General features: G+C 67.4%; 21 protein-coding genes and 1 tRNA gene. 17 read left to right on the top strand and 5 right to left on the bottom strand.

All coding sequences use genetic code 11. From position 1 onward, the window contains the following. The first annotated feature begins 20 nt into the window (after positions 1–20). Positions 21–97, top strand: a tRNA-Met gene (locus tag OKA11_RS15185). A gap of 175 nt (positions 98–272) precedes the next feature. Next, complete coding sequence (locus OKA11_RS15180; protein WP_267221779.1) at positions 273–974, top strand: Crp/Fnr family transcriptional regulator; 702 nt, start codon at positions 273–275, stop codon at positions 972–974. A 134-nt stretch (positions 975–1,108) separates the two neighbouring features. Here OKA11_RS15180 and OKA11_RS15175 read toward each other — a convergent pair whose 3' ends face one another. Continuing rightward, entirely contained in the window at positions 1,109–1,807 is a 699-nt protein-coding gene (locus OKA11_RS15175; protein ID WP_267221777.1) for an OmpW/AlkL family protein, read from the bottom strand. A gap of 232 nt (positions 1,808–2,039) precedes the next feature. On the opposite strand from OKA11_RS15175, the gene ccoN reads away from it, so the two are divergent. From ccoN to hemN, 10 genes are read left to right on the top strand one after another with little or no spacing between them, the layout of a single operon-like run. After that, entirely contained in the window at positions 2,040–3,698 is a 1,659-nt protein-coding gene (gene ccoN, locus OKA11_RS15170) for a cytochrome-c oxidase, cbb3-type subunit I (RefSeq protein WP_267221774.1), read from the top strand. A gap of 25 nt (positions 3,699–3,723) precedes the next feature. Further along, positions 3,724–4,473, top strand: coding sequence for a cytochrome-c oxidase, cbb3-type subunit II (gene ccoO / locus OKA11_RS15165; protein WP_142636729.1), 750 nt, complete (start codon positions 3,724–3,726; stop codon positions 4,471–4,473). Further along, entirely contained in the window at positions 4,470–4,640 is a 171-nt protein-coding gene (locus tag OKA11_RS15160; protein WP_267221771.1) for a cbb3-type cytochrome c oxidase subunit 3, read from the top strand. Before ccoO ends, OKA11_RS15160 begins: the two co-directional genes overlap by 4 nt. Further along, on the top strand, positions 4,633–5,535 hold the full coding sequence (gene ccoP / locus OKA11_RS15155) for a cytochrome-c oxidase, cbb3-type subunit III (RefSeq protein ID WP_267221769.1): 903 nt from the start codon (positions 4,633–4,635) through the stop codon (positions 5,533–5,535). Before OKA11_RS15160 ends, ccoP begins: the two co-directional genes overlap by 8 nt. Next, complete coding sequence (gene ccoG / locus OKA11_RS15150; RefSeq protein WP_267221767.1) at positions 5,532–6,986, top strand: cytochrome c oxidase accessory protein CcoG; 1,455 nt, start codon at positions 5,532–5,534, stop codon at positions 6,984–6,986. Before ccoP ends, ccoG begins: the two co-directional genes overlap by 4 nt. Beyond that, complete coding sequence (locus OKA11_RS15145) at positions 6,983–7,438, top strand: FixH family protein (protein ID WP_267221764.1); 456 nt, start codon at positions 6,983–6,985, stop codon at positions 7,436–7,438. Before ccoG ends, OKA11_RS15145 begins: the two co-directional genes overlap by 4 nt. Beyond that, positions 7,435–9,570, top strand: coding sequence for a heavy metal translocating P-type ATPase (locus OKA11_RS15140; protein ID WP_267221762.1), 2,136 nt, complete (start codon positions 7,435–7,437; stop codon positions 9,568–9,570). Before OKA11_RS15145 ends, OKA11_RS15140 begins: the two co-directional genes overlap by 4 nt. Beyond that, positions 9,567–9,728 carry a cbb3-type cytochrome oxidase assembly protein CcoS gene (ccoS, locus tag OKA11_RS15135; protein WP_267221760.1) on the top strand — a complete coding sequence of 54 codons (162 nt, stop codon included), beginning with the start codon at positions 9,567–9,569 and terminating at the stop codon, positions 9,726–9,728. Before OKA11_RS15140 ends, ccoS begins: the two co-directional genes overlap by 4 nt. Continuing rightward, positions 9,725–9,949, top strand: a complete 225-nt coding sequence (locus OKA11_RS15130) for a hypothetical protein (RefSeq protein WP_267221756.1) — start codon at positions 9,725–9,727, stop codon at positions 9,947–9,949. The genes ccoS and OKA11_RS15130 overlap by 4 nt, the downstream gene beginning before the upstream one ends. Before the next feature lie 32 nt (positions 9,950–9,981). Beyond that, complete coding sequence (gene hemN / locus OKA11_RS15125; RefSeq protein ID WP_267221754.1) at positions 9,982–11,295, top strand: oxygen-independent coproporphyrinogen III oxidase; 1,314 nt, start codon at positions 9,982–9,984, stop codon at positions 11,293–11,295. Positions 11,296–11,298: 3 nt separating this feature from the next. On the opposite strand, the gene OKA11_RS15120 is transcribed toward hemN, so the two are convergent. Both OKA11_RS15120 and OKA11_RS15115 read right to left on the bottom strand, forming a co-directional pair. Continuing rightward, positions 11,299–11,574 carry a histidine kinase gene (locus tag OKA11_RS15120; protein ID WP_267221752.1) on the bottom strand — a complete coding sequence of 92 codons (276 nt, stop codon included), beginning with the start codon at positions 11,572–11,574 and terminating at the stop codon, positions 11,299–11,301. 239 nt (positions 11,575–11,813) lie between these two features. Next, a complete protein-coding gene (locus tag OKA11_RS15115; RefSeq protein WP_142636750.1) occupies positions 11,814–12,572 on the bottom strand; it encodes a phosphocholine cytidylyltransferase family protein in 759 nt (252 codons plus the stop codon). Between the two features lie 189 nt (positions 12,573–12,761). Between OKA11_RS15115 and OKA11_RS15110 the strand changes: the two genes are divergently transcribed. From OKA11_RS15110 to OKA11_RS15100, 3 genes are read left to right on the top strand one after another with little or no spacing between them, the layout of a single operon-like run. Continuing rightward, positions 12,762–14,156: a lipopolysaccharide biosynthesis protein gene (locus OKA11_RS15110; protein WP_267221750.1), complete on the top strand. Its 1,395-nt coding sequence runs from the start codon at positions 12,762–12,764 to the stop codon at positions 14,154–14,156. Positions 14,157–14,175: 19 nt separating this feature from the next. After that, positions 14,176–15,393: a M20 metallopeptidase family protein gene (locus tag OKA11_RS15105; RefSeq protein ID WP_267221748.1), complete on the top strand. Its 1,218-nt coding sequence runs from the start codon at positions 14,176–14,178 to the stop codon at positions 15,391–15,393. 50 nt (positions 15,394–15,443) lie between these two features. Continuing rightward, the gene (locus OKA11_RS15100) at positions 15,444–19,052 is read left to right on the top strand and encodes a hydantoinase B/oxoprolinase family protein (RefSeq protein ID WP_267221745.1); all 3,609 of its coding nucleotides are present in this window, start codon (positions 15,444–15,446) and stop codon (positions 19,050–19,052) included. A 123-nt stretch (positions 19,053–19,175) separates the two neighbouring features. Here OKA11_RS15100 and OKA11_RS15095 read toward each other — a convergent pair whose 3' ends face one another. Further along, the gene (locus OKA11_RS15095) at positions 19,176–19,466 is read right to left on the bottom strand and encodes a GNAT family N-acetyltransferase (RefSeq protein WP_267221742.1); all 291 of its coding nucleotides are present in this window, start codon (positions 19,464–19,466) and stop codon (positions 19,176–19,178) included. Positions 19,467–19,528: 62 nt separating this feature from the next. Here OKA11_RS15095 and OKA11_RS15090 point away from each other — a divergent pair, with 62 nt between their 5' ends. Both OKA11_RS15090 and OKA11_RS15085 read left to right on the top strand, forming a co-directional pair. Further along, complete coding sequence (locus OKA11_RS15090) at positions 19,529–20,524, top strand: threonine aldolase family protein (RefSeq protein WP_267221740.1); 996 nt, start codon at positions 19,529–19,531, stop codon at positions 20,522–20,524. Beyond that, positions 20,521–21,441: a DMT family transporter gene (locus OKA11_RS15085; RefSeq protein ID WP_267221738.1), complete on the top strand. Its 921-nt coding sequence runs from the start codon at positions 20,521–20,523 to the stop codon at positions 21,439–21,441. The genes OKA11_RS15090 and OKA11_RS15085 overlap by 4 nt, the downstream gene beginning before the upstream one ends. On the opposite strand, the gene OKA11_RS15080 is transcribed toward OKA11_RS15085, so the two are convergent. Continuing rightward, on the bottom strand, positions 21,351–22,199 hold the full coding sequence (locus OKA11_RS15080) for a Rossmann-fold NAD(P)-binding domain-containing protein (protein WP_267221736.1): 849 nt from the start codon (positions 22,197–22,199) through the stop codon (positions 21,351–21,353). The genes OKA11_RS15085 and OKA11_RS15080 overlap by 91 nt on opposite strands. Positions 22,200–22,206: the final 7 nt, after the last annotated feature.

Raw genomic sequence — 22,206 nt, 5'->3', positions numbered from 1 at the left:
GACAGACGCAACCATGGTGACGCGGGGTGGAGCAGCCCGGTAGCTCGTCAGGCTCATAACCTGAAGGTCGTAGGTTCAAATCCTACCCCCGCAACCAATCTCAAGCACACCCCAAAAACCCATTCTCAAACAACACTTGGCGGTCTTTTCAGGCTTGCGCAGGCTCAGGCTGTTGCTTGGTCCGCAGCAGGACGGAACCCTTTCAAGTTCCTCGACTTTGGAGTATCGCCTGAGCAATCTCAAGCAACCCAGGTCGCAGGTACCCCCAGATCATGTCCAGTTGTGACCTTTGTGTCGTTCGAAACCGCGCCATCTGTTCGGCCCTCGATGCGAAGGAACTCGAAGCCCTGAACGCGATCGGTCGCACGCGGACGATCGCGCCGGGCGAATCGCTGATCTGGGAAGGCGAGGACTCGGTCCTGGTCGCCAACGTGATCGACGGCGTGCTCAAGCTTTCCACCAATACCGAGGACGGCCGTGAGCAGATCGTCGGCGTTGTCTATCCCTCCGACTTCATCGGTCGCCCCTTCGGCGGCACCACCGGCCACGGCGTGACGGCGCTGACCGATGCCAAGGTCTGCGTGTTCTCACGCCGCGACTTCGACGCCTTTGCCCGTGAGCATCCAGCGCTGGAGCACAAGCTGCTCGAACGCACGCTGGGCGAACTCGATCGCACTCGCCGCTGGATGCTGCTGCTCGGCCGCAAGTCGGCTTCGGAGAAGCTCGCGAGCTTTCTGCTGGAAATGGCGGAACGCCTGGTCGGGCAGGGCTGCTCGTTCGATTTCGAGATGCCGAACCAGAAGCGCGTGACCTTGCCGTTCTCGCGCCAGCAGATCGCCGACGTGCTGGGCCTGACAATCGAGACGGTCAGCCGCCAGTTCACCCGCCTCAAGAACGAGGGCATCATCGACCTGCCTTCGCGCCGCGATGTGACGATCCTCGACCTTGCGGCGCTGACGGCAGAGGCAGGCTGACGGCAAGGCTGGCCGGACCCGCAAAGCGGCTACAACCGGAACCGAAAGAGCCCGGACACGAAAAAGGGGAGCCGTGAGGCTCCCCTTCTTGCGTTGATGGACGTGAATGTCCGCAGGCCCTGAGGCCTTCCCGCTCAGAAGCGGTAGCTGACGCCGGCGCTCAGCACCCAGGGGTCGAGATCGTGGCGCGTGCGCAGGGCCAGGGTGCCGTCGTCGTAGAACGAGGCGGTCGGCTTGACCCAGTACTTCTTGGCGTCGAGCGAAAGACCTAGGCCCTTGTCGTTGATCGCGATGTCGACGCCGCCCTGCAGTGCGAAGCCGACCTTGTTCGACATCTTCACCTTGTCGACGCCCAGCGCCTTGGCGGTTTCGCCGGGCTTTTCGTCAAACACGAAGAACCAGGCCGGACCGGCGCCGACATAGGGCTTGAACGGGGTGCCGGTGTCGAGGTGCGCCTTGGCGGTAACCGTGGCGGGCAGGATCAGCACGTGGTTGACGAGACCGGCGCCGGCAACATCGCCGGTGCCCTTAACGTGATGCTGGGTGAAGCAGCAGATCGTCTCGACCGAGAAGGTCTTGTTGAAGAAGTATTCGACCGCGAGCGTGGGCACGACGTTGTCGTTGGCCTTGGTGCCGACGCTGTCGAGCGATGCCAGCGTGCTGCCGAGCGTGGTGTCGGTGTCGATCGACTTGATCTTGGCGATGCCGCCGTCGGGAAGCACGGCGCTGCCCAGCACCTTGACCTGCCACTTGCCGTCGGGGCTGCCGGCGAGCGCCGGAGTGGTGATCGCGCTGGCGACAGCGAGCGCTGCGAGCATGGTCCGTTTACGCATGTCTCTTCTTTCCATCGCCGCCGGGGCCGCACCGTGCGATCCCCCCTCTTGAGCGGCTGCGGTCATGCTTCTGGGCGTCTTGCCGCCTGATTGAATTGATTGTGCGCAAAATCCGCAAAATTTCGAATTGACCTGAAAGTCAGGGAAATTTGACTCGCGTCAATGTCGCCGGCGATGTTAGCGTTCATCTGTGCTTCAGGTTTCGTAACTGCCTCGAAAAAAGAGAAGGCCCATGACAACGGTACTGGGGAGGGCAGGCCTTTGGCTTGCCGTGCTGTTTCTTGCCATAATGGCTGCTGCAGGGGCGGCGGACCGCAATTTCTCTATTCACATGGCGATTGTCGCAACGGCGGCGTTTATTGCCATGTGCGCGACCGTCAGCGGCGCCGACTATGCAGCGATCGCGCGCGGCTTCCTGAAAATGCCCGACGAGGGCCGGTATGACGACGACCCGATCCGCTGGGGCGTGATCGCCACGGTGTTCTGGGGCATGGCGGGGTTTGCCGCCGGGCTGTTCATCGCCCTCCAGCTGACCTGGCCGGTGCTCAATCTCGAGCCTTATCTCAACTTCGGCCGGGTGCGCCCGCTGCATACCTCGGCGGTGATCTTCGCCTTCGGCGGCAATGCCCTGATCGCGACCAGCTACTACGTCGTGCAGCGGACCTGCCGGGCCCGCCTGGCCTTTCCCGGCCTCGCCCGCTTCGTGTTCTGGGGCTACCAGCTGTTCATCGTGCTGGCCGCGACCGGCTATCTGCTCGGCAGCACCCAGGGCAAGGAATATGCCGAGCCCGAATGGTACGTCGACTGGTGGCTGACGATCGTGTGGGTCTGCTACCTCGCGGTCTTTGTCGGCACCGTGGTCAAGCGCAGCGAGCCGCATATCTACGTGGCCAACTGGTTCTACCTCGCCTTCATCATCACCGTTGCCATGCTGCACGTCGTCAACAACCTCGACGTGCCGGTCAGCTTGCTGGGATCGAAGAGCTATCCGCTGTTCGGCGGCGTGCAGGGCGCACTGGTGCAGTGGTGGTACGGGCACAATGCCGTGGGCTTTTTCCTCACCGCCGGCTTCCTGGCGATGATGTACTACTTCGTGCCCAAGCAGGCCGAGCGGCCGATCTATTCCTACCGGCTCTCGATCATCCACTTCTGGTCGCTGATCTTCCTCTATATCTGGGCGGGTCCGCACCACCTCCACTACACCGCGCTGCCCGACTGGGCGCAGACGCTGGGCATGGTCTTCTCGATCATGCTGTGGATGCCGAGCTGGGGCGGCATGATCAACGGGCTGATGACGCTCAATGGCGCCTGGGACAAGGTGCGCACCGATCCGATCATCCGCATGATGGTGATGGCGCTGGCGTTCTACGGCATGAGCACGTTCGAGGGCCCGATGATGAGCGTGAAGAGCGTCAACTCGCTCTCGCACTATACCGACTGGACGATCGGTCATGTTCATTCCGGCGCGCTGGGCTGGAACGGGATGATCACCTTCGGGGCGCTCTATTACCTGGTGCCGCGCCTCTGGGGGCGTGAGCGGCTCTATTCGCTGCGCATGGTCAACTGGCACTTCTGGCTCGCGACCGTGGGCATCGTCTTCTACGCCGCCTCGATGTGGGTGGCGGGCATCACCCAGGGCCTGATGTGGCGTGAATACGGCGCGGACGGCTACCTCGTGAACTCCTTTGCCGACAGCGTCGCGGCGCTCCACCCGATGTACATGCTGCGCGCCTTCGGCGGCCTGCTCTACCTCTCGGGCGCGGTGGTCATGGTGGTGAACGTTTGGGCGACGATCCTCGGCAAGCGGCGCGAGGAAGCGCCGATGCGCGATGCCGCTTTCGATCCGACCAGGGACCGCCCGATCGTCCAAGTCCCGGCAGCGGCCGAATAAGCCAGCCCAACAGGGAACCTCAGCCATGACCTCCATGACCGAACGGCACAAGACGCTCGAGAAGAACGTCACCCTGCTCGGCGTCTGCGCGCTGGTCGCCGTCGCCATCGGCGGCATCGTCGAGATCGCGCCGCTGTTCTGGATCGACAACACGATCGAGAAAGTCGAGGGCATGCGGCCCTATACCCCGCTCGAACAGGCGGGCCGCGACATCTATGTGCGCGAGGGCTGCTACGTCTGCCACAGCCAGATGATCCGCCCGTTCCGCGACGAGACCGAACGTTACGGCCACTACTCGCTCGCCGCCGAATCGATGTACGACCATCCGTTCCAGTGGGGCTCCAAGCGTACCGGGCCGGACCTTGCCCGTGTCGGCGGCAAGTATTCCGATGGCTGGCATGTCCAGCACCTCACCGATCCCGAATCGGTGGTGCCTGAAAGCGTGATGCCCAAGTACGGCTTCCTTGCGAAGAACGCGCTCGAGGTGCCCGACATTGCGGCCAACCTCACCGCGCTGCGCCATGTCGGCGTGCCCTATAGCGACAAGGACGTCGCCATGGCCGCCGCCGACCTCAAGGCCCAGGCCGATCCGGAAGCCGACCAGGGCGATTTCGCGGCGCGCTATCCCAAGGCCCAGGTCCGCGACTTCGACGGCGATCCCGGGCGTCTCACCGAGATGGATGCGCTGGTCGCCTATCTCCAGGTGCTGGGAACCATGGTCGACGTCAACGGCGCCGCCGCGCAGGAGGAACTCGCCGCGGAGCACGGCCGATGAGCACGCACTCCACTTACGACATGCTGCGCCATCTCGCCGACAGCTGGGGGCTGGTGGCGATGGGGGTGGTCTTCCTCGTGCTGGTCGCCTGGCCCTTCCGCAGGGCCTTGCGCGAACGCAACGAAGCGGCCGCGCGGATGATCTTCGAGGACGAGAACGATGGCTGACAGGAAGATCGACGAAGCCACGCAGACCGAGACCGTCGGCCATGAATGGGACGGGATCGAGGAGCTCAACACGCCGCTGCCGCGCTGGTGGCTATGGACCTTCTACGCGACGATCGTCTTCGCGCTGGGCTACGTGATCGCCTATCCGGCCCTGCCGGGCATCAGCCATGCCAGTGAGGGCATGCTGGGCTGGTCGAGCCGCAAGCAGCTGGACCACGAACTGCAGGCCGCCGAGGCGGCCCGCGCCGGGCTGCGCGCGCAGATCGCCGCGACGCCGCTCGAGCAGCTGCCCGGCAAGCCCGCGCTGATGCGCGCGGCGGTGGCCGGCGGTGCGGCGGCCTTCAAGGTCAATTGCGTGCAGTGCCACGGCGCCGGGGCGGCAGGCTCGAAGGGCTTCCCCAACCTCAACGACGATGACTGGCTCTGGGGCGGCGACCTCAGGACCATCGAGCAGACGCTGATCCATGGCATCCGCCAGCCCGGCGACGACCAGACCCGCATGAGCCAGATGCCCAACTTCGGCAGCGATGCCCTGCTGACCCCGGCGCAGATCCAGGATGTCGCCAGCTATGTACTGGTCTTGGCGCGCAAGGAGCACCCGGGGGCATCCTCGGGCAGGGGCAAGGACGTGTTCGCGACCAACTGCGTGGTGTGTCACGGCAGCGATGGCAAGGGCAGCCGCCAGTTCGGCGCGCCGAACCTGACCGACGCGATCTGGCTCGACGGCAGCAGCCGCGACGAGGTGGTGGCGCAGATTTCACACCCGCACATGGGCGTCATGCCGGCCTGGGGTACCCGCCTCGATCCGGTGACGATCAAGATGCTGGCGGCCTACGTCCACTCACTGGGCGGCGGCGAGGCCTTTGCCGCGCCTGAGCAGCCGCGGGAGCCATGAACAGTCCCGGGCCTGTGAAGCCGCCGCCGGTGTCGCTCTACGCCCGGCGCGAGCCGGTGTTCAACAAGCGCATCGACGGCCGGTTCCGACGGCTCAAGTGGGCGGTCATGGCGCTGTGCCTGGCGGTCTACTGGATCACGCCGTGGATCCGCTGGAACCGCGGGCCCTACGCCCCCGACCAGGCGGTATTGGTCGATCTTGCCCATCGCCGCTTCTACATGTTCGGCATCGAGATCTGGCCGCACGAGTTCTACTTTGTCGCCGGTCTGCTGATCATGGCGGGCATCGGCCTGTTCCTGGTGACGTCGGCGGTGGGCCGGGCGTGGTGCGGCTATGCCTGTCCGCAGACGGTCTGGACCGACCTGTTCCAGCATGTCGACCGGCTGATCGACGGCGACCGCAACGCCCGCCTGCGCCTCTACAAGGCGCCGTGGACCGGGGCCAAGATCGCCCGGCGGCTACTCAAATGGGCGATCTATCTCGTCATCAGCTTCGCCACCGGCGGGGCCTGGATCTTCTACTTCGCCGATGCGCCGACGCTTCAGCACGCGTTCTGGACCGGCAGCGCCGCGCCGGTCGCCTACGCCACCGTCGGGGTGCTGACCGCCACGACATTCGTGCTCGGCGGCTTCATGCGCGAGCAGGTCTGCATCTACATGTGTCCCTGGCCGCGCATCCAGACGGCGATGCTCGACGAGAAAAGCCTGACCGTCACCTACAAGGACTGGCGCGGCGAGCCGCGGGGCAGCCTCAAGAAGGCGCTCGCCCGGCCCGGCAGCTGCGGCGACTGTGTCGACTGCAACCAGTGCGTCGCGGTCTGCCCCACCGGGATCGACATCCGGCAAGGCCCGCAGGTTGGCTGCATCACCTGCGGGCTGTGCATTGATGCCTGCGACCGGGTGATGAAGGAGGTCGGCCGGCCGCGCGGGCTCATCGATTACGCAACGCTGGAAGATGCCGAGCGAGAGAAGGCCGGGCAACCGCCGAGCCGTCATCTCCGGCTGATCTGGCGTCCGCGCACGATCGTCTACTTCACGGTCTGGGCGGGCATCGGCCTCGCGCTGCTGTTCCTGCTGGGCACGCGCGTGCACACCGGGCTGACCGTCGCCAAGGACCGCAACCCTTCGTACATCCTTCTCAGCGACGGTTCGGTGCGCAATGCCTATACCCTGCGCCTGCGCAACATGGAGGGCCGCCCGCGCCGCATGGCGATCTCGATCGAGGGGTTGCCGGGCGCGCGGATGTGGAGCGACGACATGGCGCGCGTGGCTGCCGCGCCGCGCCTTGTGCGCGAAGTGCCCGCCGACGAGACCCGCGTGCTGCGCCTCTATGTGGTGGCCCCTGCCACTTCCGCCGCGCAGGAATTCCGCTTCCACCTGCAGGCCGAGGCGCAGGCGCGCGAGCAGGCCGAGGCGCCCGCCCAGTTCGACAGCCCCGGAGGTGCCTCATGACCCCGCCCGCATCCCCTTTCACCGGCCGGCACATGGCGGCGATCCTCGTCGCCGGGTTCGGCGTGGTGATCGCGGTCAACTTCACCATGGCGCATCTGGCGCTTTCGACTTTCGGCGGCGAGGTGGTGGAGAATTCCTATGTTGCCAGCCAGGACTTCAACCGCTGGCTGGACGAAGCCGCGCGCGAGAAGGCGCTGGGCTGGACGCTGGCGGCCCGGCGCATGGGCGACGGCCATGTGCGGGCCGAACTGCGCGGGGTTCCCGAAGGAGCGCGCCTGCAGGCCGTGGCGCGGCATCCGCTCGGCCGTTTGCCGGATACCCCGCTGACCTTCGGCGGCGACGGCGGCGGGCGTTTCGTGAGCCGGGAGGTGCTGCCTGCCGGGCGCTGGACGCTGCGCTTCGAGGTCGAAGCCGATGGCCGCCGCTGGCGCGTCGAGGAACCGGTGGCATGAACGCGCCGCTGCGCCGTCCGGAAGCCGCCGAGCCATGTATCGACAGCCGCTTCACGGTGCCCGGCATGCGCTGCGCGGGCTGCATCGGCAAAGTCGAGCGCGGCCTGGCGCAAGTGCCGGGTGTGGCGGCGGCGCGGGTCAATTTCTCGGCCAAGCGGGTCGCCGTCAGCCATGCGCCGGAACTGACCGGCGAGGCGATCATCGCCGAACTGCGCAAGCTCGGCTTCGAGGCCGAACGCGCCGCCGACAATCCGCTCGCCCGCGACGATGCGGAGACCCGCAGTCTCCTGCGGGCGCTTGCGGTTGCCGGGTTCGGCATGATGAACATCATGCTGCTTTCGGTCTCGGTCTGGTCGGGCGCGGATGCGCCGACGCGGGCACTGTTCCACTGGCTTTCGGCGCTGATCGCGGTGCCGGTGATCGCTTATGCCGGGCGGCCCTTCTTCGCCTCGGCGCTGATGGCGCTGCGCCACCGGCGCACCAACATGGACGTGCCGATCTCGATCGGGGTGGTCCTGGCGACCGTGCTCAGTCTCTACGAGACGGCGACGAACGGCCCGCATGCCTATTTCGACGGCGCCGTCATGCTGCTGTTCTTCCTGCTCGCGGGCCGCGCGCTCGACGCGATGATGCGCAGCCGGGCCCGCTCGGGGATCGCCGCGCTGCTGGGGCGGATGGGGCGCGGCGCGCAGATCGTGCAGCCGGACGGGGCGACGCGATATGTCGAGGCCGAACGGATCGTGCCCGGCATGGTCATGCTGGTGGCAGCCGGCGAGGCGCTGGCGGCCGATGGCACCGTGCTCGAAGGCCGCACCCTGGTCGATGCGGCGATGCTGACCGGCGAGAGTGCGCCGAGGCCGGTGGTGGCGGGCGATCTGGTCCATGCGGGCATGGTCAACCTTGGCAATCCGGTGCGGCTGACGGTGGTTGCCGCGGCGCGCGACACCGCGCTGGCCGACATTGCCCGGCTGATGGACGAGGCGGGACAGTCGCGCTCGCGCTACGTGCGCATCGCCGACCGGGCGGCGCGGCTCTATGCTCCGGCGGTCCATAGTCTCGCTTTCCTGTCGTTCTGCGGATGGCTGCTGGCGGGGGCGGGGCTCCACCAGGCGCTGCTCATCGCGGTCGCCGTGCTGATCATCACCTGTCCTTGCGCGCTGGGCCTCGCGGTGCCGGCCGCGCAAGTCGTGGCGGCCGGTGCGCTGATGAAGCGGGGCCTGCTGATCAAGGACGGTTCGGCGCTGGAGCGTCTGGCCGAAGTCGACGAGGTGATCTTCGACAAGACCGGCACCCTGACGCTGGGGGAACCGCGCCCGGTGGACCTGTCGGGGCTTGGCGAGGAGGCGCGGCGGATCGCTCTGGCGCTGGCGCAGGAGAGCCGCCACCCGCTGAGCCGGGGGCTTGCCCGGGCACTGCGGGAAGAGGGCGTCGAACCGGCCGTGCTTGACGGTGTCGAGGAAACCGCCGGGCAGGGCATGAGCGCGCGCTTCCAGGGCAGGCCGGTGGCGCTGCTCCGGCCGGAAAGCGAAGTCGCCGGGCTGGCCGCGGATCTGGTGATCGCGGGCAAGGCGGCGCGTATCGCTTTTGCCGACCCGCTGCGCCCGGACGTGCAGGCGGCGCTGGCAGCGCTTTCCGGGCAGGGGCTGGCCTGTTCGATCGCCTCCGGGGACCGGCCCGAATCGGTAGCGGCGGTGGCGCGTGAACTGCACCTTTTCGCGGCGGCGGGGATGCATCCTGCGGGCAAACTGGCCTTGCTGGAGCGCCGCAAGGCCTCGGACCATCGTCCGCTGATGGTCGGCGACGGGCTCAACGACGGTCCGGCGCTGGCCGGTGCCCATGTCTCGATCGCGCCAGGCAGCGCCAGCGATGTCAGCCAGCAGGCGGCCGACGCGGTCTTTGTGGGCGAGCGGTTGATGCCGGTGGCGCTGGCAGTGCGGGTGGCGCGGCGGACGATGGCGATTGTGCGGCAGAATTTCACCATGGCGGTGCTATACAACATGCTGGCGGTGCCACTGGCGATTGGCGGTTTCGTCACCCCGCTGGTGGCAGCGCTGGCGATGTCGGCCAGTTCGCTGCTGGTGGTCGGAAACTCGCTGCGGCTCGCCCGCAGTGCCGGGAAGGAGGGCGCATGAACATTGTCGGGGTCCTGATCCCGCTGGCGCTGGCGATGGGGCTGGCCGGGCTCGGCACGTTCTTCTGGGCGATGCGCAGCGGCCAGTTCGAGGATCTCGACGGCGCCGCCCAGCGCATCCTGATCGAGGAGGACAGCGACGGGGAAGGGGCGCCGTGAAGGCGGCGCTGGCCCTGTTCGGCACGCTGGCCATGGTGCCGGCCATGATCGGCCCGCTCGAGGCCGAGGCGCGTGCGCTCGCCGTGCCGCTGTGCGGGGGCGGTGTGGCCTCGATCCCGGTGCAGCCCGGCGATGCACCGCCGGGACCGCAGCAGGGCCCGTGCTGCGCCAAGGGCTGCCACACCGGGTCCTCGCGCAAGCGTCTTGATCGAGCGCAATGACGATTCCCGGCAGGTGAGTGATTCTCCCCTGCATGTGGACCTATCATCCCGAATTGCTGGCCGTTCCCGTGCCGCGCTACACCAGCTTCCCCACCGCTGCGGAGTTCGGCGAGGGCGTGGGAGCATCGCAACTGGTCTCCGCGCTGGAGGAGACGAAGGGCGAAGTCTCGCTCTACGTCCACATCCCCTTCTGCGAGAAGATCTGCTGGTACTGCGGCTGCAACACCAGCGTCGCCAATCTGTCCGACCGGGTGGCGAGCTATCTCGATGCGCTGCACCGCGAGATCGCGCTGGTTTCCGAACTGCTGCCCAAGACCGCGCGGATCGCCCGCATCGCCTTTGGCGGAGGCAGTCCCAACGGGATCTCCCCAGTTGCCTTCGTGCGGCTCGTCGATGAGCTGACGCTGCATTTTGCCGCATCCAGCCCGGTCATCTCGATCGAGCTCGACCCGCGCACGCTGACGCCGGAATGGGCCGAGGTGATCGCCTCTGTCGGCATCAGCCGCGCGAGCATGGGCGTGCAGACTTTTGCGCCCGCACTCCAGACGGCGATCGGCCGCGTGCAGCCGGCCGCGATGATCGAGACGGGCACGGCGATGCTGCGCAGCGCGGGGGTGGGTTCGATCAACTTCGACCTGATGTACGGGTTGCCCGGCCAGACCCTTGCGGATCTGCGCGATTCGCTCGAGCGCACGGTTGCGCTGGGTGCCGATCGTATCGCCCTGTTCGGATATGCCCATGTGCCGCACCTGATCGCGCGCCAGCGCAAGATCGATGCCGCCGACCTGCCCGATGCGCAGGCGCGCTTTGCCATGGCGGCGTTCGGTTACCTCTTCCTGGTCGAGGCGGGGTATGTGCCGATCGGCTTCGATCACTTCGCAAAGCCGGGCGATGCGATCGCGCAGGCCGCGCTGTCGGGGCGGCTGCACCGCAATTTCCAGGGCTTCACCGAGGATCAGGCGCCGGTCCTCGTGGGGCTCGGGGCCTCGGCGATCAGCAGCTTCCCCGGGCTTCTGGTGCAGAACGAGAAGAACACCGGGCGCTATCGGATGATGCTGTCGCAGGACCGCCTGAGTGCGGACCGAGGCATTCTGCGCGGCGCCGAGGACCGGCGGCGCGGGAAGGTGATCGAGGATCTGTTGTGCCGTGGCCGCGCCCATATCGACCAGGACCTGCGGCGCGAGGCCTGGCCGATGCTCGCCCCCTATTTTGCCGCCGGCCTTTGCGAAGGGGATGGCGACGATCTGGTGATCGCGCCCGATGGCCTGCCTTATGCCCGTTCGATCGCGGCGCGATTCGATCCCTATCGCAGGGATTCGCTGCGACGCTTCAGTTCGGCGGTGTGACCTTCACGCCGCCGGCGTTTCGAACTCCACGCCGAACAGGTTACCCTCGGCCCAGCGCACGAGGCCCCACAGCTCGCGCCCATCCTCCAGCTGTGCCCGCACCACTGCATTCAGTGCGGGCGCCTCCCGCAAGGCGGCAGCGCTCAGCCCGCGCGCGGAGATGTTGCGCACGATCACTTCGATCGGTTGCCCTTGCGAGTCGGTCAGGGTGAAGCGGGTGAGCTGCCCACGCCGGCGCGCGCGGGGGACCGGTGTCGGCTTGAAACGATGGGCGTCCATAGGCGCGCAAGGACGGCGGTGAGCCGCGGATTTTAAGAGCAGCGGTCGATAAATCGAAAGCATCGCTCCAATTTGACCGCGATCAATGGCGAAATCCGCAATGCCTGCAAGAGAAATGCCTGCCGGTCTTGCACCACCCGCCACGGCGGATGGTGCGAACCGCTTCTCCCCAACTTACAGGGCGGTCTTTCGGGACCGCCCATTTTTTTCGGCTTCCGGTGCCGGGTATCAGGGCCTGTTCAAGCCCAGGTGTCGGTCAGCTTCGTCGCGATCTCGATGTCGTTGAGGAAGTCGACTTCGGCCCAGTTCATGCCCTCGATCGAGTTGGTGCCGACCTTGCCGGTGGGCGCGATCGAATCGATCACCTTGAGATACCAGTGCTGAACGCCTTCGGGGGTGCGCATCGCCTGGCGTACGGTTTCGCGGAACAGGTCCGCCCCTTCGCCGCGGAAGGCGAGGAAGCCGATCGATTCGGAATTCGACTGCTCGGCGGTCAGCGTCTTGCCGATGTGGACGAGACGGCCGTCACCGGTGCGTTCCACCTTCATGTCGTCGCTGTCGTAGCCGTCCTGCTTGACGTCGACGGTGACCGCGATCGGCCAGAGATTGCCGTCCTTGTCGGTCGCGCCCTGCTGGACCTTGTGGACGATCTCTTCCGAAACCAGCGTGTCGCCGTTGAGGATCAGGAAGTCGCCGCGCATCGCCTCGCGGGCGATCCAGCACGAACCGAGGTTGTCCGCCACCTTGAAGAAGGGGTTGAAGCGCACGGTGATCTCGACGCGTGGGTCCTTGATCGACTGGAGATGGTCTTCGAGCATGTCGGTCATGAAGCCGGTGACGACGTCGATGCGCTTGACGCCGCCGCGTGCGAGCATCTCGATCTGCCATTCGATCAGCGAGCGACCGGAAAAGTCGATCATGCACTTGGGGCGTTCGGCGGTGAGCGGAAGCAGGCGCGAGCCCTGGCCGGCGCTGAGAAGAATGGCGTGTTCGATCATCGGGTTCACATTCATGTTCACGGGGGAGATGGCTCAGCATCTAGTGATCGCGGCGCAAAAGGGAAAGGTGCGGCGTGGCGGCCGGGGCAGGCAAGCCTGCGCGGTTTGCGCGGTTGACGTTCATGCAAGGGCAATCGGGATTGGGCGACTGGCTTGCAAGTCGCCCTCCCCTCGTCCAATGCAGGCTCAATGTCTCCCAAACGCCCACCCAAAGAGAGCAGCTCTCCACTGGGCCGGATCCTTCAGAACACCGCCTGGTTGCTGGGCGGCAAGGGGTTCGGCGCGGTATGCGGCATCGGTTATCTCGCCATCCTCACGCGTACGCTGGGGCTCAAGGACTTCGGGCACTTCTCGCTGATCTTCGGCACCGCGCAGGCGCTCATCGCGATTGCCGGTTTCCAGACCTGGCGGGTAGTCGTGCGGTACGGCAGCGAGCATGTCCACAACCAGGACTGGGGCAAGTTCGGGCGCCTCGGCATGCTGTGCGGGGTGCTCGATGCGCTGGGCGCGGTCATGGGCTGCGGGCTTGCCGCGATCCTGATCTACGGCTTTGCGCATATGCTGGAGCTCAATCCCCAGTACATGGACGTGGCCTTCTGGTTCTGCTGTGCCTCGCTCTGGGCGCTGGTTTCGGCGCCGACCGGGATCGTGCGCGCGCTGCACCGCTTCGACATGGCGGTCTACGTCGAGGCGATCGTGCCCACCGGGCGCCTGATCGCCGCCGTGGTGATCTGGCTGACCGGGCCGACGGTGGGTCGCTTCCTGTTCGCCTGGGCGGCGATCGACCTGCTCGAGGCACTGCTCTATTGGATCATGGCACGCCGGCTCGCGCCCGCGGCGGTGAATTGGCGCACGGCGCTGCAATGGCGCCAGGCGCTGGCCGAAAACCCCGGCATCGGCCGCTTCTTCATGGTCACCTATGTCGGCTCGACGCTGGATGCTGCGGTCAAGAACGGCCCGCTGCTGGTCGTCGGTGCCTGGGTCGGCACCAAGGCGGCGGGTCTCTACCGACTGGCCTCGCAGCTGTCGCAGGCGCTCACCAAGCTGTCCTCGTTGCTGACCCGCTCGGTCTACGCCGAAGTGGCGCGCGCCCGCGTCTCCTCGCAGGCCGACGAGTTCCGCAAGCTGGCGATGCAGACCAGCAAGATCGCCGGTATCGGCGGCGTCGTCGTGGTGACGGTGGCGATCCTGCTCGGCAAGGAACTGCTGGCGATCATCGGCGGCGACGTGTTCGAGCGCGGTGAGGCGATCCTCGTGCCGCTGACCGTGGGAGCCTGCTTCGATTTCGCCAGCGTGGCTTTCGAGCCGGTGCTGCACTCCACCGGCCGCGCGCAGCACTCGCTGATCGCGCGCCTGCTTTCGGTGGTCGCCCTGGCGCTGGGCATGGTGTTCTTCATTCCGCTCGGGCCCAGCGGCGCGGCCTGGGCCGTGGCGCTGGCGGGCGCGGTCTCCTACCTCGCAATGGGGGCGATGGCGTGGCACACGCTCAACCTCATCGATCGCAAGCAGATCAGCATCATCGACCCGCAAGCGGAGGCCGAGGCGGCAACCGGTGCGGGCGAACCCGGCTCGACAGCCGGCTAACCTGCGGTATCATGGCGGGATGTCTGCTGATCTCCTGACGCGTGAAGCCTCCCGTCTGTCCGACCGCATCGTTGCCCTGCGCCGTGCGGTTCATGCCGAGCCCGAGATCGGGCTGCACAACCCGAAAACGCGCGACAAGATCCGCGCAGCACTGGCTCACCTGCCGCTCGAATGGCGCGAAGGGCCCTCGACCACCGGTCTCGTCGCCACGCTGAAAGGCGGTGCGGGAGAAGGAGGAACGGTCCTGCTGCGCGGCGATACCGACGCGCTGCCGATGCCGGAGGAAACCGGGCTGCCCTTCGCCTCGACCGTTCCCGGGGTGATGCACGCCTGCGGCCACGATACCCACGTCGCCATGCTGGCGGGGGCGGCCGAGATCCTGGCGGGACAGGCGGAGCGGCTGAAGGGCGAAGTGCGCTTCATGTTCCAGCCGGGCGAGGAAGGCCATCACGGCGCTCGTTTCATGCTGAACGACGGGCTGCTCGGTGGCGAGGGCTTCGATCGCCCGCTGCCCGGTGCGGCCTTCGCACTGCACATCATGCCCAATGCGCCGCATGGTCTGGTCGCCGGGCGCGCCGGGCCGCTGATGGCCGCGGCCGACGAACTGCGCATCACCGTCACCGGGCGCGGCGGCCATGCCTCGATGCCACATGACACGGCCGATCCGGTGCCGGTCGCCTGCGAGATCGTGATGGCCATCCAGACCATGGTGGCGCGTCGTTACAGCGTGTTCGACCCGGTCGTGGTGACCATCGCGAAGATCGAGGCGGGCAGCGCCCACAACGTCATTCCCGACAGCGCCAAACTCACCGGCACGATGCGCACGCTTTCGGCGGACACCCGCGCGCGATTGAAGGAGGAACTGCCTCGGCTCGTCTCCGGCATCGCGGCGGCGCACGGCCTCACCGGGGAAGTGATCATCCGCGAAGGCTTCCCGGTGACCATGTGTGATCCCCGCGCGGTGACTTTCGGGGAAGGCGTGGCGCAGGCCCTGTTCGGGCCGAGCGCGTTCCGCCGTCTGCCCGATCCGATCATGGGCGCGGAGGACTTTGCCTACGTGCTGGAAAAGGTGCCCGGCGCGATGTTCTTCCTTGGTGTGGCGCATGAGGGGGCGGACTGGCAGCATTGCTGCGGCATCCACTCGACCAAGATGATGGTCGACGAATCCGTGCTGCCGCGCGGCGCGGCCTTCCTGGCAGGTCTGGCGCAGAACTGGCTGGAGCGCGGTTTCGCCTGAGGCACTTTTGGCCTTCCCTCATGGCGCCCCCACGGCCATGAAGCGGGGCCATGAGCACATGGCAATTCTGGGTCGATCGTGGTGGCACCTTTACCGACGTGGTGGCGCGCGCGCCCGATGGACGGTTCGAGCGGCTGAAGCTGCTCTCCGAAGATCCCGGCCGTTATGACGATGCCGCCGTCGAGGCGATGCGGCGGCTGACCGGTACCGGAAAGGGTGAGCTTCCCGAAGCCGAACTGCGCCTTGGCACCACCGTTGCCACCAACGCTTTGCTCGAAGGCAAGGGCGAGCCGGTCTTGCTGGCGATCACGCGCGGCTTCGGCGATGCGCTGACGATCGGCACGCAGGAACGCCCCGACATTTTCGCGCGCCATATCGTCCTCCCGCAGCCGCTCCATGCCGCCGTGCTGGAAATCGACGAGCGCGTCGGGGCCGATGGCACCGTTCACCGTCCGCTCGATCTGGAGGCCGCGCGTGCGGGCCTGCAGCGCCACTTCGAGGCGGGTCTGCGCGCCGTGGCCGTGGTGCTGATGCACGGCTATCGCCACAAGGCGCATGAGGCGGCGCTGGCCGATCTCGCGCGGGAGATCGGCTTCACGCAGGTCTCGGTGAGTCACGAAGTCGCCCCGCTGATCAAGCTGATCGCGCGTGGGGACACCACGGTGGTGGACGCCAACCTCTCGCCGGTGCTTGCCCGCTACGTCGCCGGGCTGGAGGCGGGGCTGGGCCCCAAGGTCTCCGCGCTCTACATGCAGTCGAGCGGCGGGCTGACCACGGGGGACGCTTTTGCGGGCAAGGACGCGATCCTCTCCGGCCCGGCGGGCGGTATCGTCGGCATGGCGGCCATCGCCAAGGAGGCCGGGTTCGATCACGTGCTGGGCTTCGACATGGGCGGCACGTCTACCGACGTGTCGCACTATGCCGGCGCTTATGAGCGCGACAGCGAGACGCGCGTGGCCGGCGCCCGCGTGCGGGTGCCGATGATGCGGATCGAGACGGTGGCGGCGGGCGGCGGATCGATCTGCCGTTTCGACGGCGCACGCTTCCTTGTCGGGCCGGAGAGCGCCGGCGCGGTGCCCGGCCCGGCCTGCTACCGGCGCGGCGGCCCGCTGGCGGTGACCGATTGCAACCTGCTGCTCGGCAAGCTGCGTCCCGAACATTTCCCGCATGTCTTCGGCCCCGAAGGCAACGAACCGCTCGACCTTGCCGCGGCCGAGGCGCGGATGGACGACGTCCTGGCCGAAGTCCGCGCCGCTACGGGGCGCGACCTGACGCGCGAGCAGGCGGCGGAAGGGTTCCTCGAAATTGCCGTCGCCAACATGGCCAATGCGATCAAGACCGTCTCGCTGCGGCGCGGTCATGACATGACCCGCGCGGCGCTGGTGACGTTTGGCGGCGCGGGCGGCCAGCACGCCTGCAAGGTGGCCGATGCGCTGGGCGTCACCAGCGTGCTGTGCCACCCGCTCGCCTCGGTGCTCTCGGCCTACGGCATGGGCCTTGCAGACCGGCGGATGCTGCGCCAGCGCACTTTGGCGCTGCCGCTGGAGGAGGACGCCATGACGTCACTCGATGGTGCCGTTGCGGCTTTGGGCGATGAGGCGCGGGCGGCGCTGGCCGCGCAGGGCATCGCTGCGGAGGAAATCGCGATCGAGGCGGCTCTCGCCGTACGCCCCAAGGGCAGCGACAATGCCATCGAAGTGCCGGTCGGCTCGCTCGATGCCATGCGGGAAGCCTTCCGCGCCGGCTGGCACCAGCGCTTCGGCTTCGGCGCGGGCGAGCAGCTCATTGGCGAAACCCTGCGGGTGGAGGCGGTCCATGCCGGGCATTCCGGTGGCGGCGCGACGCTGGTTCTTCCCGCCGAATCCTCGCCTGCGGCCGAACAGGTCGATCTCTGGACGCAGGGCGCCAACCACCGCGCGCCGCTTTACCTGCGCGAGGGGCTTGCCGAGGGATTCGAGGCCGATGGTCCGCTGCTGGTGGTCGATGACGTCTCCACCACCGTGGTCGAACCTGGCTGGCGCGTGCGTGTCGATCATGTCGGCAATCTGATTCTCACGAGAGACGCGCCGCAGCAGGTGCAGGCTGATCTCTCGACCGAATGCGATCCGGTGCGCCTCGAAATCATGGGCGCGCTGTTCATGGCGATTGCCGAGGAAATGGGCGCCGCGCTCCAGCACTCGGCCAGTTCGGTGAACATTCGCGAGCGGCTGGACTTCTCCTGCGCGCTGTTCGACCGCGAGGGCAATCTTGTCGCCAATGCGCCGCATATGCCGGTGCATCTGGGCTCGATGGGGGAAAGCGTGCGCACGATCCTCCAGCGGCGCGGCGATGCGCAGGACGGGCCCCGCGACGGACGGGGCATCCTGCCCGGCGATGCCTATGTCCTCAATGCGCCTTACGACGGCGGCACCCATCTGCCCGACATTACCGTGGTCATGCCCGTCTTCATCGAGGGCGAGACGGTTCCGGCGTGGTTCGTCGCCGCGCGCGGGCACCATGCCGACATCGGCGGCATCAGCCCCGGCTCGATGCCGCCGGGCTCGCGCTCGCTCCACGAGGAGGGCGTGCTGATCGACAACGTGCTGCTGGTCGATCGCGGTGCGCTGCAGGAAGCGCCGCTGCGCGACCTGCTCGCCTCCGGCCCGCATCCCTCGCGGGCCATCGAGCAGAACCTTGCCGACTTGCGCGCCCAGCTGGCCGCCTGCCAGCGCGGCGCCTCCGAACTGCAGCGCGTCGCCCGCGAGCAGGGGCGCGAGGTGGTGGACGCCTACATGGCCCATGCGCAGGCCCATGCCGAACAGGCCGTCCGTGCGCTGATCGAGCGGCTGCAGGAGGGCCATTTCCGCGTGCCGATGGACAACGGCGCCGAGATCGCGGTTTCGGTGACCATCGACCGTGCCGCGCGCGGCGCGACCATCGATTTCGCCGGCACCAGCCCCCAGCTTCCCGACAATTTCAACGCTCCGCTGCCGGTCGTGCGCGCGGCCGTGCTCTATGTCGTGCGCACGCTGATCGACGATGCGGTGCCGATGAACGAGGGGTGTCTGCGGCCGATCACCTTGCGCGTGCCGGAAGGCTCGATGCTCTATCCCAAGGCCCCGGCCGCCGTCGTCGCGGGCAATGTCGAGACCAGTCAGGCGATCACCGATGCGCTGTTCGGCGCGCTGGGCGCCATGGCCGCCTCGCAGGGGACAATGAACAACTTCACCTTCGGCAATGCCCGCTATCAGTATTACGAGACGATCTCGGGCGGTTCGGGCGCAGGGCCGGATTTCGACGGCACGCCGGTGGTGCAGACCCACATGACCAACAGCCGCCTCACCGATCCCGAAGTGCTGGAAACCCATTATCCGGTGCTGCTGGAGGAGTTCTCGATCCGGCGCGGCTCGGGCGGTTCGGGCGGGCACAAGGGCGGCGATGGCGCCACCCGGCGTGTGCGCTTTCTGGAGCCGATGCAGGCGGGCATCCTCTCGCAGCGGCGCAGGACTTCGCCTTTCGGTCTTTCGGGCGGGGCAGATGGCGAGCCGGGACGCAACCGGATCGAGCGGGCCGGCGGCTCGGTCGAGGACCTGGGCGCGACGGCTACGGCGCAGCTGGCGCCGGGGGATGTGTTTGTGATCGAGACGCCGGGAGGGGGGGGATTCGGGAAGGCGGAATAAACGGCCAGACCGAACCGCCTCAACTCCACCCCATCGGATGCTGCGTCGCCATCCCCGCGAAAGCGGGGCCCCGGCCTTCGCGGGGATGGCGGGACTGTCTTGGGGCGGGCAACGCGTTGCGCCTCAGGCCTTCACATCCGCCCACTCGGGGTGCCGTTTGAACGCGGCGGCGACGTAGCTGCACGAAGGGCCGATCCTGAAGTGGTTCTCCCGCGCGTCGGCCACCATCGCCTCTACCAGTCGGCCCGCCACGCCGCGTCCGCCGATCGCGGGCGGCACCAGCGTATGCTCGGCATAGCGAATGCCGCCGCGTTCCTCCCAGATCAGGCGGCCCGTGGCGTCATGGTCGGCGACGTGGGCGACATACTCGCCGGAATTTCCGTTTTCATGTGCAGTGATAGTCACGCCGACCATATGTGAGGGCTCCTGAAAAGGTCTGCTTGACGGCCAGTGTGTCCGCTCTAGGGCATATGGTCATGAAGTTCCTTTCCGACAACGCCGCACGGGTCCACCCGAGGGTCTGGGATGCTATGAAGGCTGCCGACGAGCCTGATTCGCCTTACGATGGCGACGGTCTCAGCAAGGCGCTGGATGCACGCTTTTCCGCGCTGTTCGGGCGTGACTGCGCGGCGCTCTGGGTGGCGACGGGCACGGCGGCGAACTGTCTGGCGCTTTCGGCCATGGTCGAGCCGCACGGTGCGGTGATCTGCCACCGCGAGGCGCACATCGAGATGGACGAAGGCGGCGCGCCCGGGTTCTACCTGCACGGCGCCAAGCTGCTGCTGGCCGATGGCGAAAGCGCGAAGATCACGCCCGAGGCGATTGCCCGCGTGATCGACCCGATCCGCGACGGCGTGCATCAGGTCCACCCTCACGCCGTCTCGATCACGCAGGCCAGCGAATATGGCTGCGTCTATCGGCCCGAGGAACTGGCGGCGCTCTCCGCCTTCGTGAAGGGCAAGGGGCTCGGTCTGCATATGGACGGCGCGCGCTTCGGCAATGCCGTGGCGTTCCTCGGCGGCAGCGCGGCGGATGCGGCGCTGGGCGTCGATGCGCTGAGCTTCGGCATGGTCAAGAACGGGGCCATGAGCGCCGAGGCCATCGTCTTCTTCGATCCCGCCATGGCCGACAAAGTGCGTTTCCGCCGCAAGCGCGCCGGGCACCTGCAATCGAAGGGCCGCTATCTGGCCGCGCAGATTCTGGCGATGCTGGAGCAGGATCTCTGGCTGGACAATGCCCGCGCCGCCAATGCTGCCGCTTCCGAGATCGCCGCCGCTGCCCGCTCGCGCCTGCTGCACCCGGTCGAGGCGAACGAGATCTTCCTCGCGTCCACCGCGGCCGAACGTGCGGCGCTGCGGACGCAGGGTTTCGAGTTCTACGACTGGGGTGACGATGCGGCCCGGCTCGTGACCGCTTGGGATGCCCGCGAAGAGCACGTTGCCGCACTCGCCCGCGCGATTGCCGGGCTGTGAGCGGCCCATCCGATAGCGCGCCGAGCTTTCTCAAGCCGGCGGTGGCGCTACCGTTCTTGCTGGTGGCGCTGATCTGGGGATCGACGTGGTTCGTCATCACCGGGCAGATCGGCACGGTTCCGGCCAGCTGGTCGGTGGCTTGGCGCTTTGCACTGGCGACGCCGGCGATGTTCCTTGTGGCGATTGCCATGCGCAAGAGCCTGAAGCTGGGCAAGGCCGGGCAATTGCTCGCTTTCGCGGTCGGCCTCACGCAGTTCTGCGGGAATTACAACTTCGTCTACCGGGCGGAGATGCACCTGACTTCGGGCATCGTCGCGGTCATGATCGGGCTCCTGCTGGTGCCCAATGCAATCCTCGCGCGGGTATTGCTGAAGCAGCCGATCACCGCGCGTTTCGCCATCGGCAGCGTGATCGCCATTGGCGGCCTTGCCCTGCTCTTGCTGCACGAGGCGCATGAGGCGCCGCTGGGCGGCAAGGTGGTGCTGGGCACCGTCTTTGCGCTGATCGCGATGCTGTGCGCTTCGGTCTCGAACGTGATTCAGGCCAACGATACCGGCAGGGCGCTGCCGATGGTGAGCCTGCTGTCCTGGGCGATGCTCTACGGCACGATCTGCGATGTGCTTCTGGCGCTCGTCTTCGCCGGCCCGCCGGTGATCCCGCACGATGCGCGCTACTGGATGGGCACGGCCTATCTCGCCATTCTCGGCTCGGTGGTGACGTTCCCGCTCTACTACACGCTGATCCGCCAGCTTGGGGCGGGCAAGGCGGCCTACAACGGCGTGGCGGTGATCGTGATCGCCATGTTCATCTCGACGCTGTTCGAAGGCTATCGCTGGTCGCCGCTGGCGATTGCCGGTGCCGGGCTGGCAACGGTGGGGCTGGTCGTGGCGCTGATGTCGCGCAGCCCTTCGCGGTAACTCGCGAAGCGCGGTTTCCAGCCGAGTACCTGCCGCGCCTTGCCATTGGCGACGCGGCGGTTCTCGGCATAGAACGCCCGCGCCATCGGGGACAGCGCGGCTTCCTCCAATGTCTGCAAAGGGGGCAGCGGCGCGCCGGTGAGGCGACACGCTTCCTCCACCACCCGGTTCTGCGCGCAGGGCAGGTCGTCGGCAAGGTTGTACGCCCCCGGCGGGGCCCCAAGTCCCGCGATCACGCCCGAGGCGATGTCCGACACATGCACGCGGCTGAACACCTGCCCCGGCAGATCGATGCGATGCGCGCGGCCTTCGCGCACGCGGTCGAGCATCGAGCGGCCGGGGCCGTAGATCCCGGGCAGCCGGTAGACCCGCGCGCCGAGTGAAAGCCATGTCTGGTCCGCTTCCGCCCGCGCCGTACGGCGCCCGGTGCCGATGGGGGCGCTCTCGTCCACCCAGGCGCCGCCGGCATCGCCATAGACACCGGTGGAGGACAGGTAGGACAGGGCTTTGCCCTTCAGCGCGGCGCCATAACGTTCCAGCACCGGATCGAGCGGCTCGCCGCGCCCTTCGCTTCCCGGCGGGACCGAGGAGAGCACATGATCGGCATCGGCCAGTGCGAGGCGCACATTGCCTTCGTCCTCGAAGGAAAGCGTCCCGTCGCGGCCGGTGGAGATCACTTCCCAGCCCATGCGGGACAGCCGCTCGGCCAGCACGCCAGCGGTATAGCCAAGGCCGAAGATGAACAGGCGGGGCGGCATCGCTTTT

It is taken from the genome of Novosphingobium clariflavum, from assembly GCF_026420865.1.
In the GTDB taxonomy this organism is placed as follows: Bacteria; Pseudomonadota; Alphaproteobacteria; order Sphingomonadales; family Sphingomonadaceae; genus Novosphingobium; species Novosphingobium clariflavum.
Note: the sequence above shows the minus strand (reverse complement) of the source record. Positions and strands in the feature narration are given on the sequence as shown.

What these genes read in the sequence shown, in the direction of transcription:
- ccoS (WP_267221760.1), top strand. Translation starts at nt 9,567, where the DNA reads ATGAACATTGTCGGGGTCCTGATCCCGCTGGCGCTGGCGATGGGGCTG.
- OKA11_RS15140 (WP_267221762.1), top strand. Translation starts at nt 7,435, where the DNA reads ATGAACGCGCCGCTGCGCCGTCCGGAAGCCGCCGAGCCATGTATCGAC.
- OKA11_RS15095 (WP_267221742.1), bottom strand. Translation starts at nt 19,466, where the DNA reads ATGGTCGGCGTGACTATCACTGCACATGAAAACGGAAATTCCGGCGAG.
- ccoN (WP_267221774.1), top strand. Translation starts at nt 2,040, where the DNA reads ATGACAACGGTACTGGGGAGGGCAGGCCTTTGGCTTGCCGTGCTGTTT.
- hemN (WP_267221754.1), top strand. Translation starts at nt 9,982, where the DNA reads ATGTGGACCTATCATCCCGAATTGCTGGCCGTTCCCGTGCCGCGCTAC.
- OKA11_RS15145 (WP_267221764.1), top strand. Translation starts at nt 6,983, where the DNA reads ATGACCCCGCCCGCATCCCCTTTCACCGGCCGGCACATGGCGGCGATC.
- OKA11_RS15120 (WP_267221752.1), bottom strand. Translation starts at nt 11,574, where the DNA reads ATGGACGCCCATCGTTTCAAGCCGACACCGGTCCCCCGCGCGCGCCGG.
- OKA11_RS15180 (WP_267221779.1), top strand. Translation starts at nt 273, where the DNA reads ATGTCCAGTTGTGACCTTTGTGTCGTTCGAAACCGCGCCATCTGTTCG.
- OKA11_RS15175 (WP_267221777.1), bottom strand. Translation starts at nt 1,807, where the DNA reads ATGCGTAAACGGACCATGCTCGCAGCGCTCGCTGTCGCCAGCGCGATC.
- OKA11_RS15110 (WP_267221750.1), top strand. Translation starts at nt 12,762, where the DNA reads ATGTCTCCCAAACGCCCACCCAAAGAGAGCAGCTCTCCACTGGGCCGG.
- ccoO (WP_142636729.1), top strand. Translation starts at nt 3,724, where the DNA reads ATGACCTCCATGACCGAACGGCACAAGACGCTCGAGAAGAACGTCACC.
- ccoG (WP_267221767.1), top strand. Translation starts at nt 5,532, where the DNA reads ATGAACAGTCCCGGGCCTGTGAAGCCGCCGCCGGTGTCGCTCTACGCC.
- ccoP (WP_267221769.1), top strand. Translation starts at nt 4,633, where the DNA reads ATGGCTGACAGGAAGATCGACGAAGCCACGCAGACCGAGACCGTCGGC.
- OKA11_RS15100 (WP_267221745.1), top strand. Translation starts at nt 15,444, where the DNA reads ATGAGCACATGGCAATTCTGGGTCGATCGTGGTGGCACCTTTACCGAC.
- OKA11_RS15080 (WP_267221736.1), bottom strand. Translation starts at nt 22,199, where the DNA reads ATGCCGCCCCGCCTGTTCATCTTCGGCCTTGGCTATACCGCTGGCGTG.
- OKA11_RS15160 (WP_267221771.1), top strand. Translation starts at nt 4,470, where the DNA reads ATGAGCACGCACTCCACTTACGACATGCTGCGCCATCTCGCCGACAGC.
- OKA11_RS15090 (WP_267221740.1), top strand. Translation starts at nt 19,529, where the DNA reads ATGAAGTTCCTTTCCGACAACGCCGCACGGGTCCACCCGAGGGTCTGG.
- OKA11_RS15105 (WP_267221748.1), top strand. Translation starts at nt 14,176, where the DNA reads ATGTCTGCTGATCTCCTGACGCGTGAAGCCTCCCGTCTGTCCGACCGC.
- OKA11_RS15115 (WP_142636750.1), bottom strand. Translation starts at nt 12,572, where the DNA reads ATGATCGAACACGCCATTCTTCTCAGCGCCGGCCAGGGCTCGCGCCTG.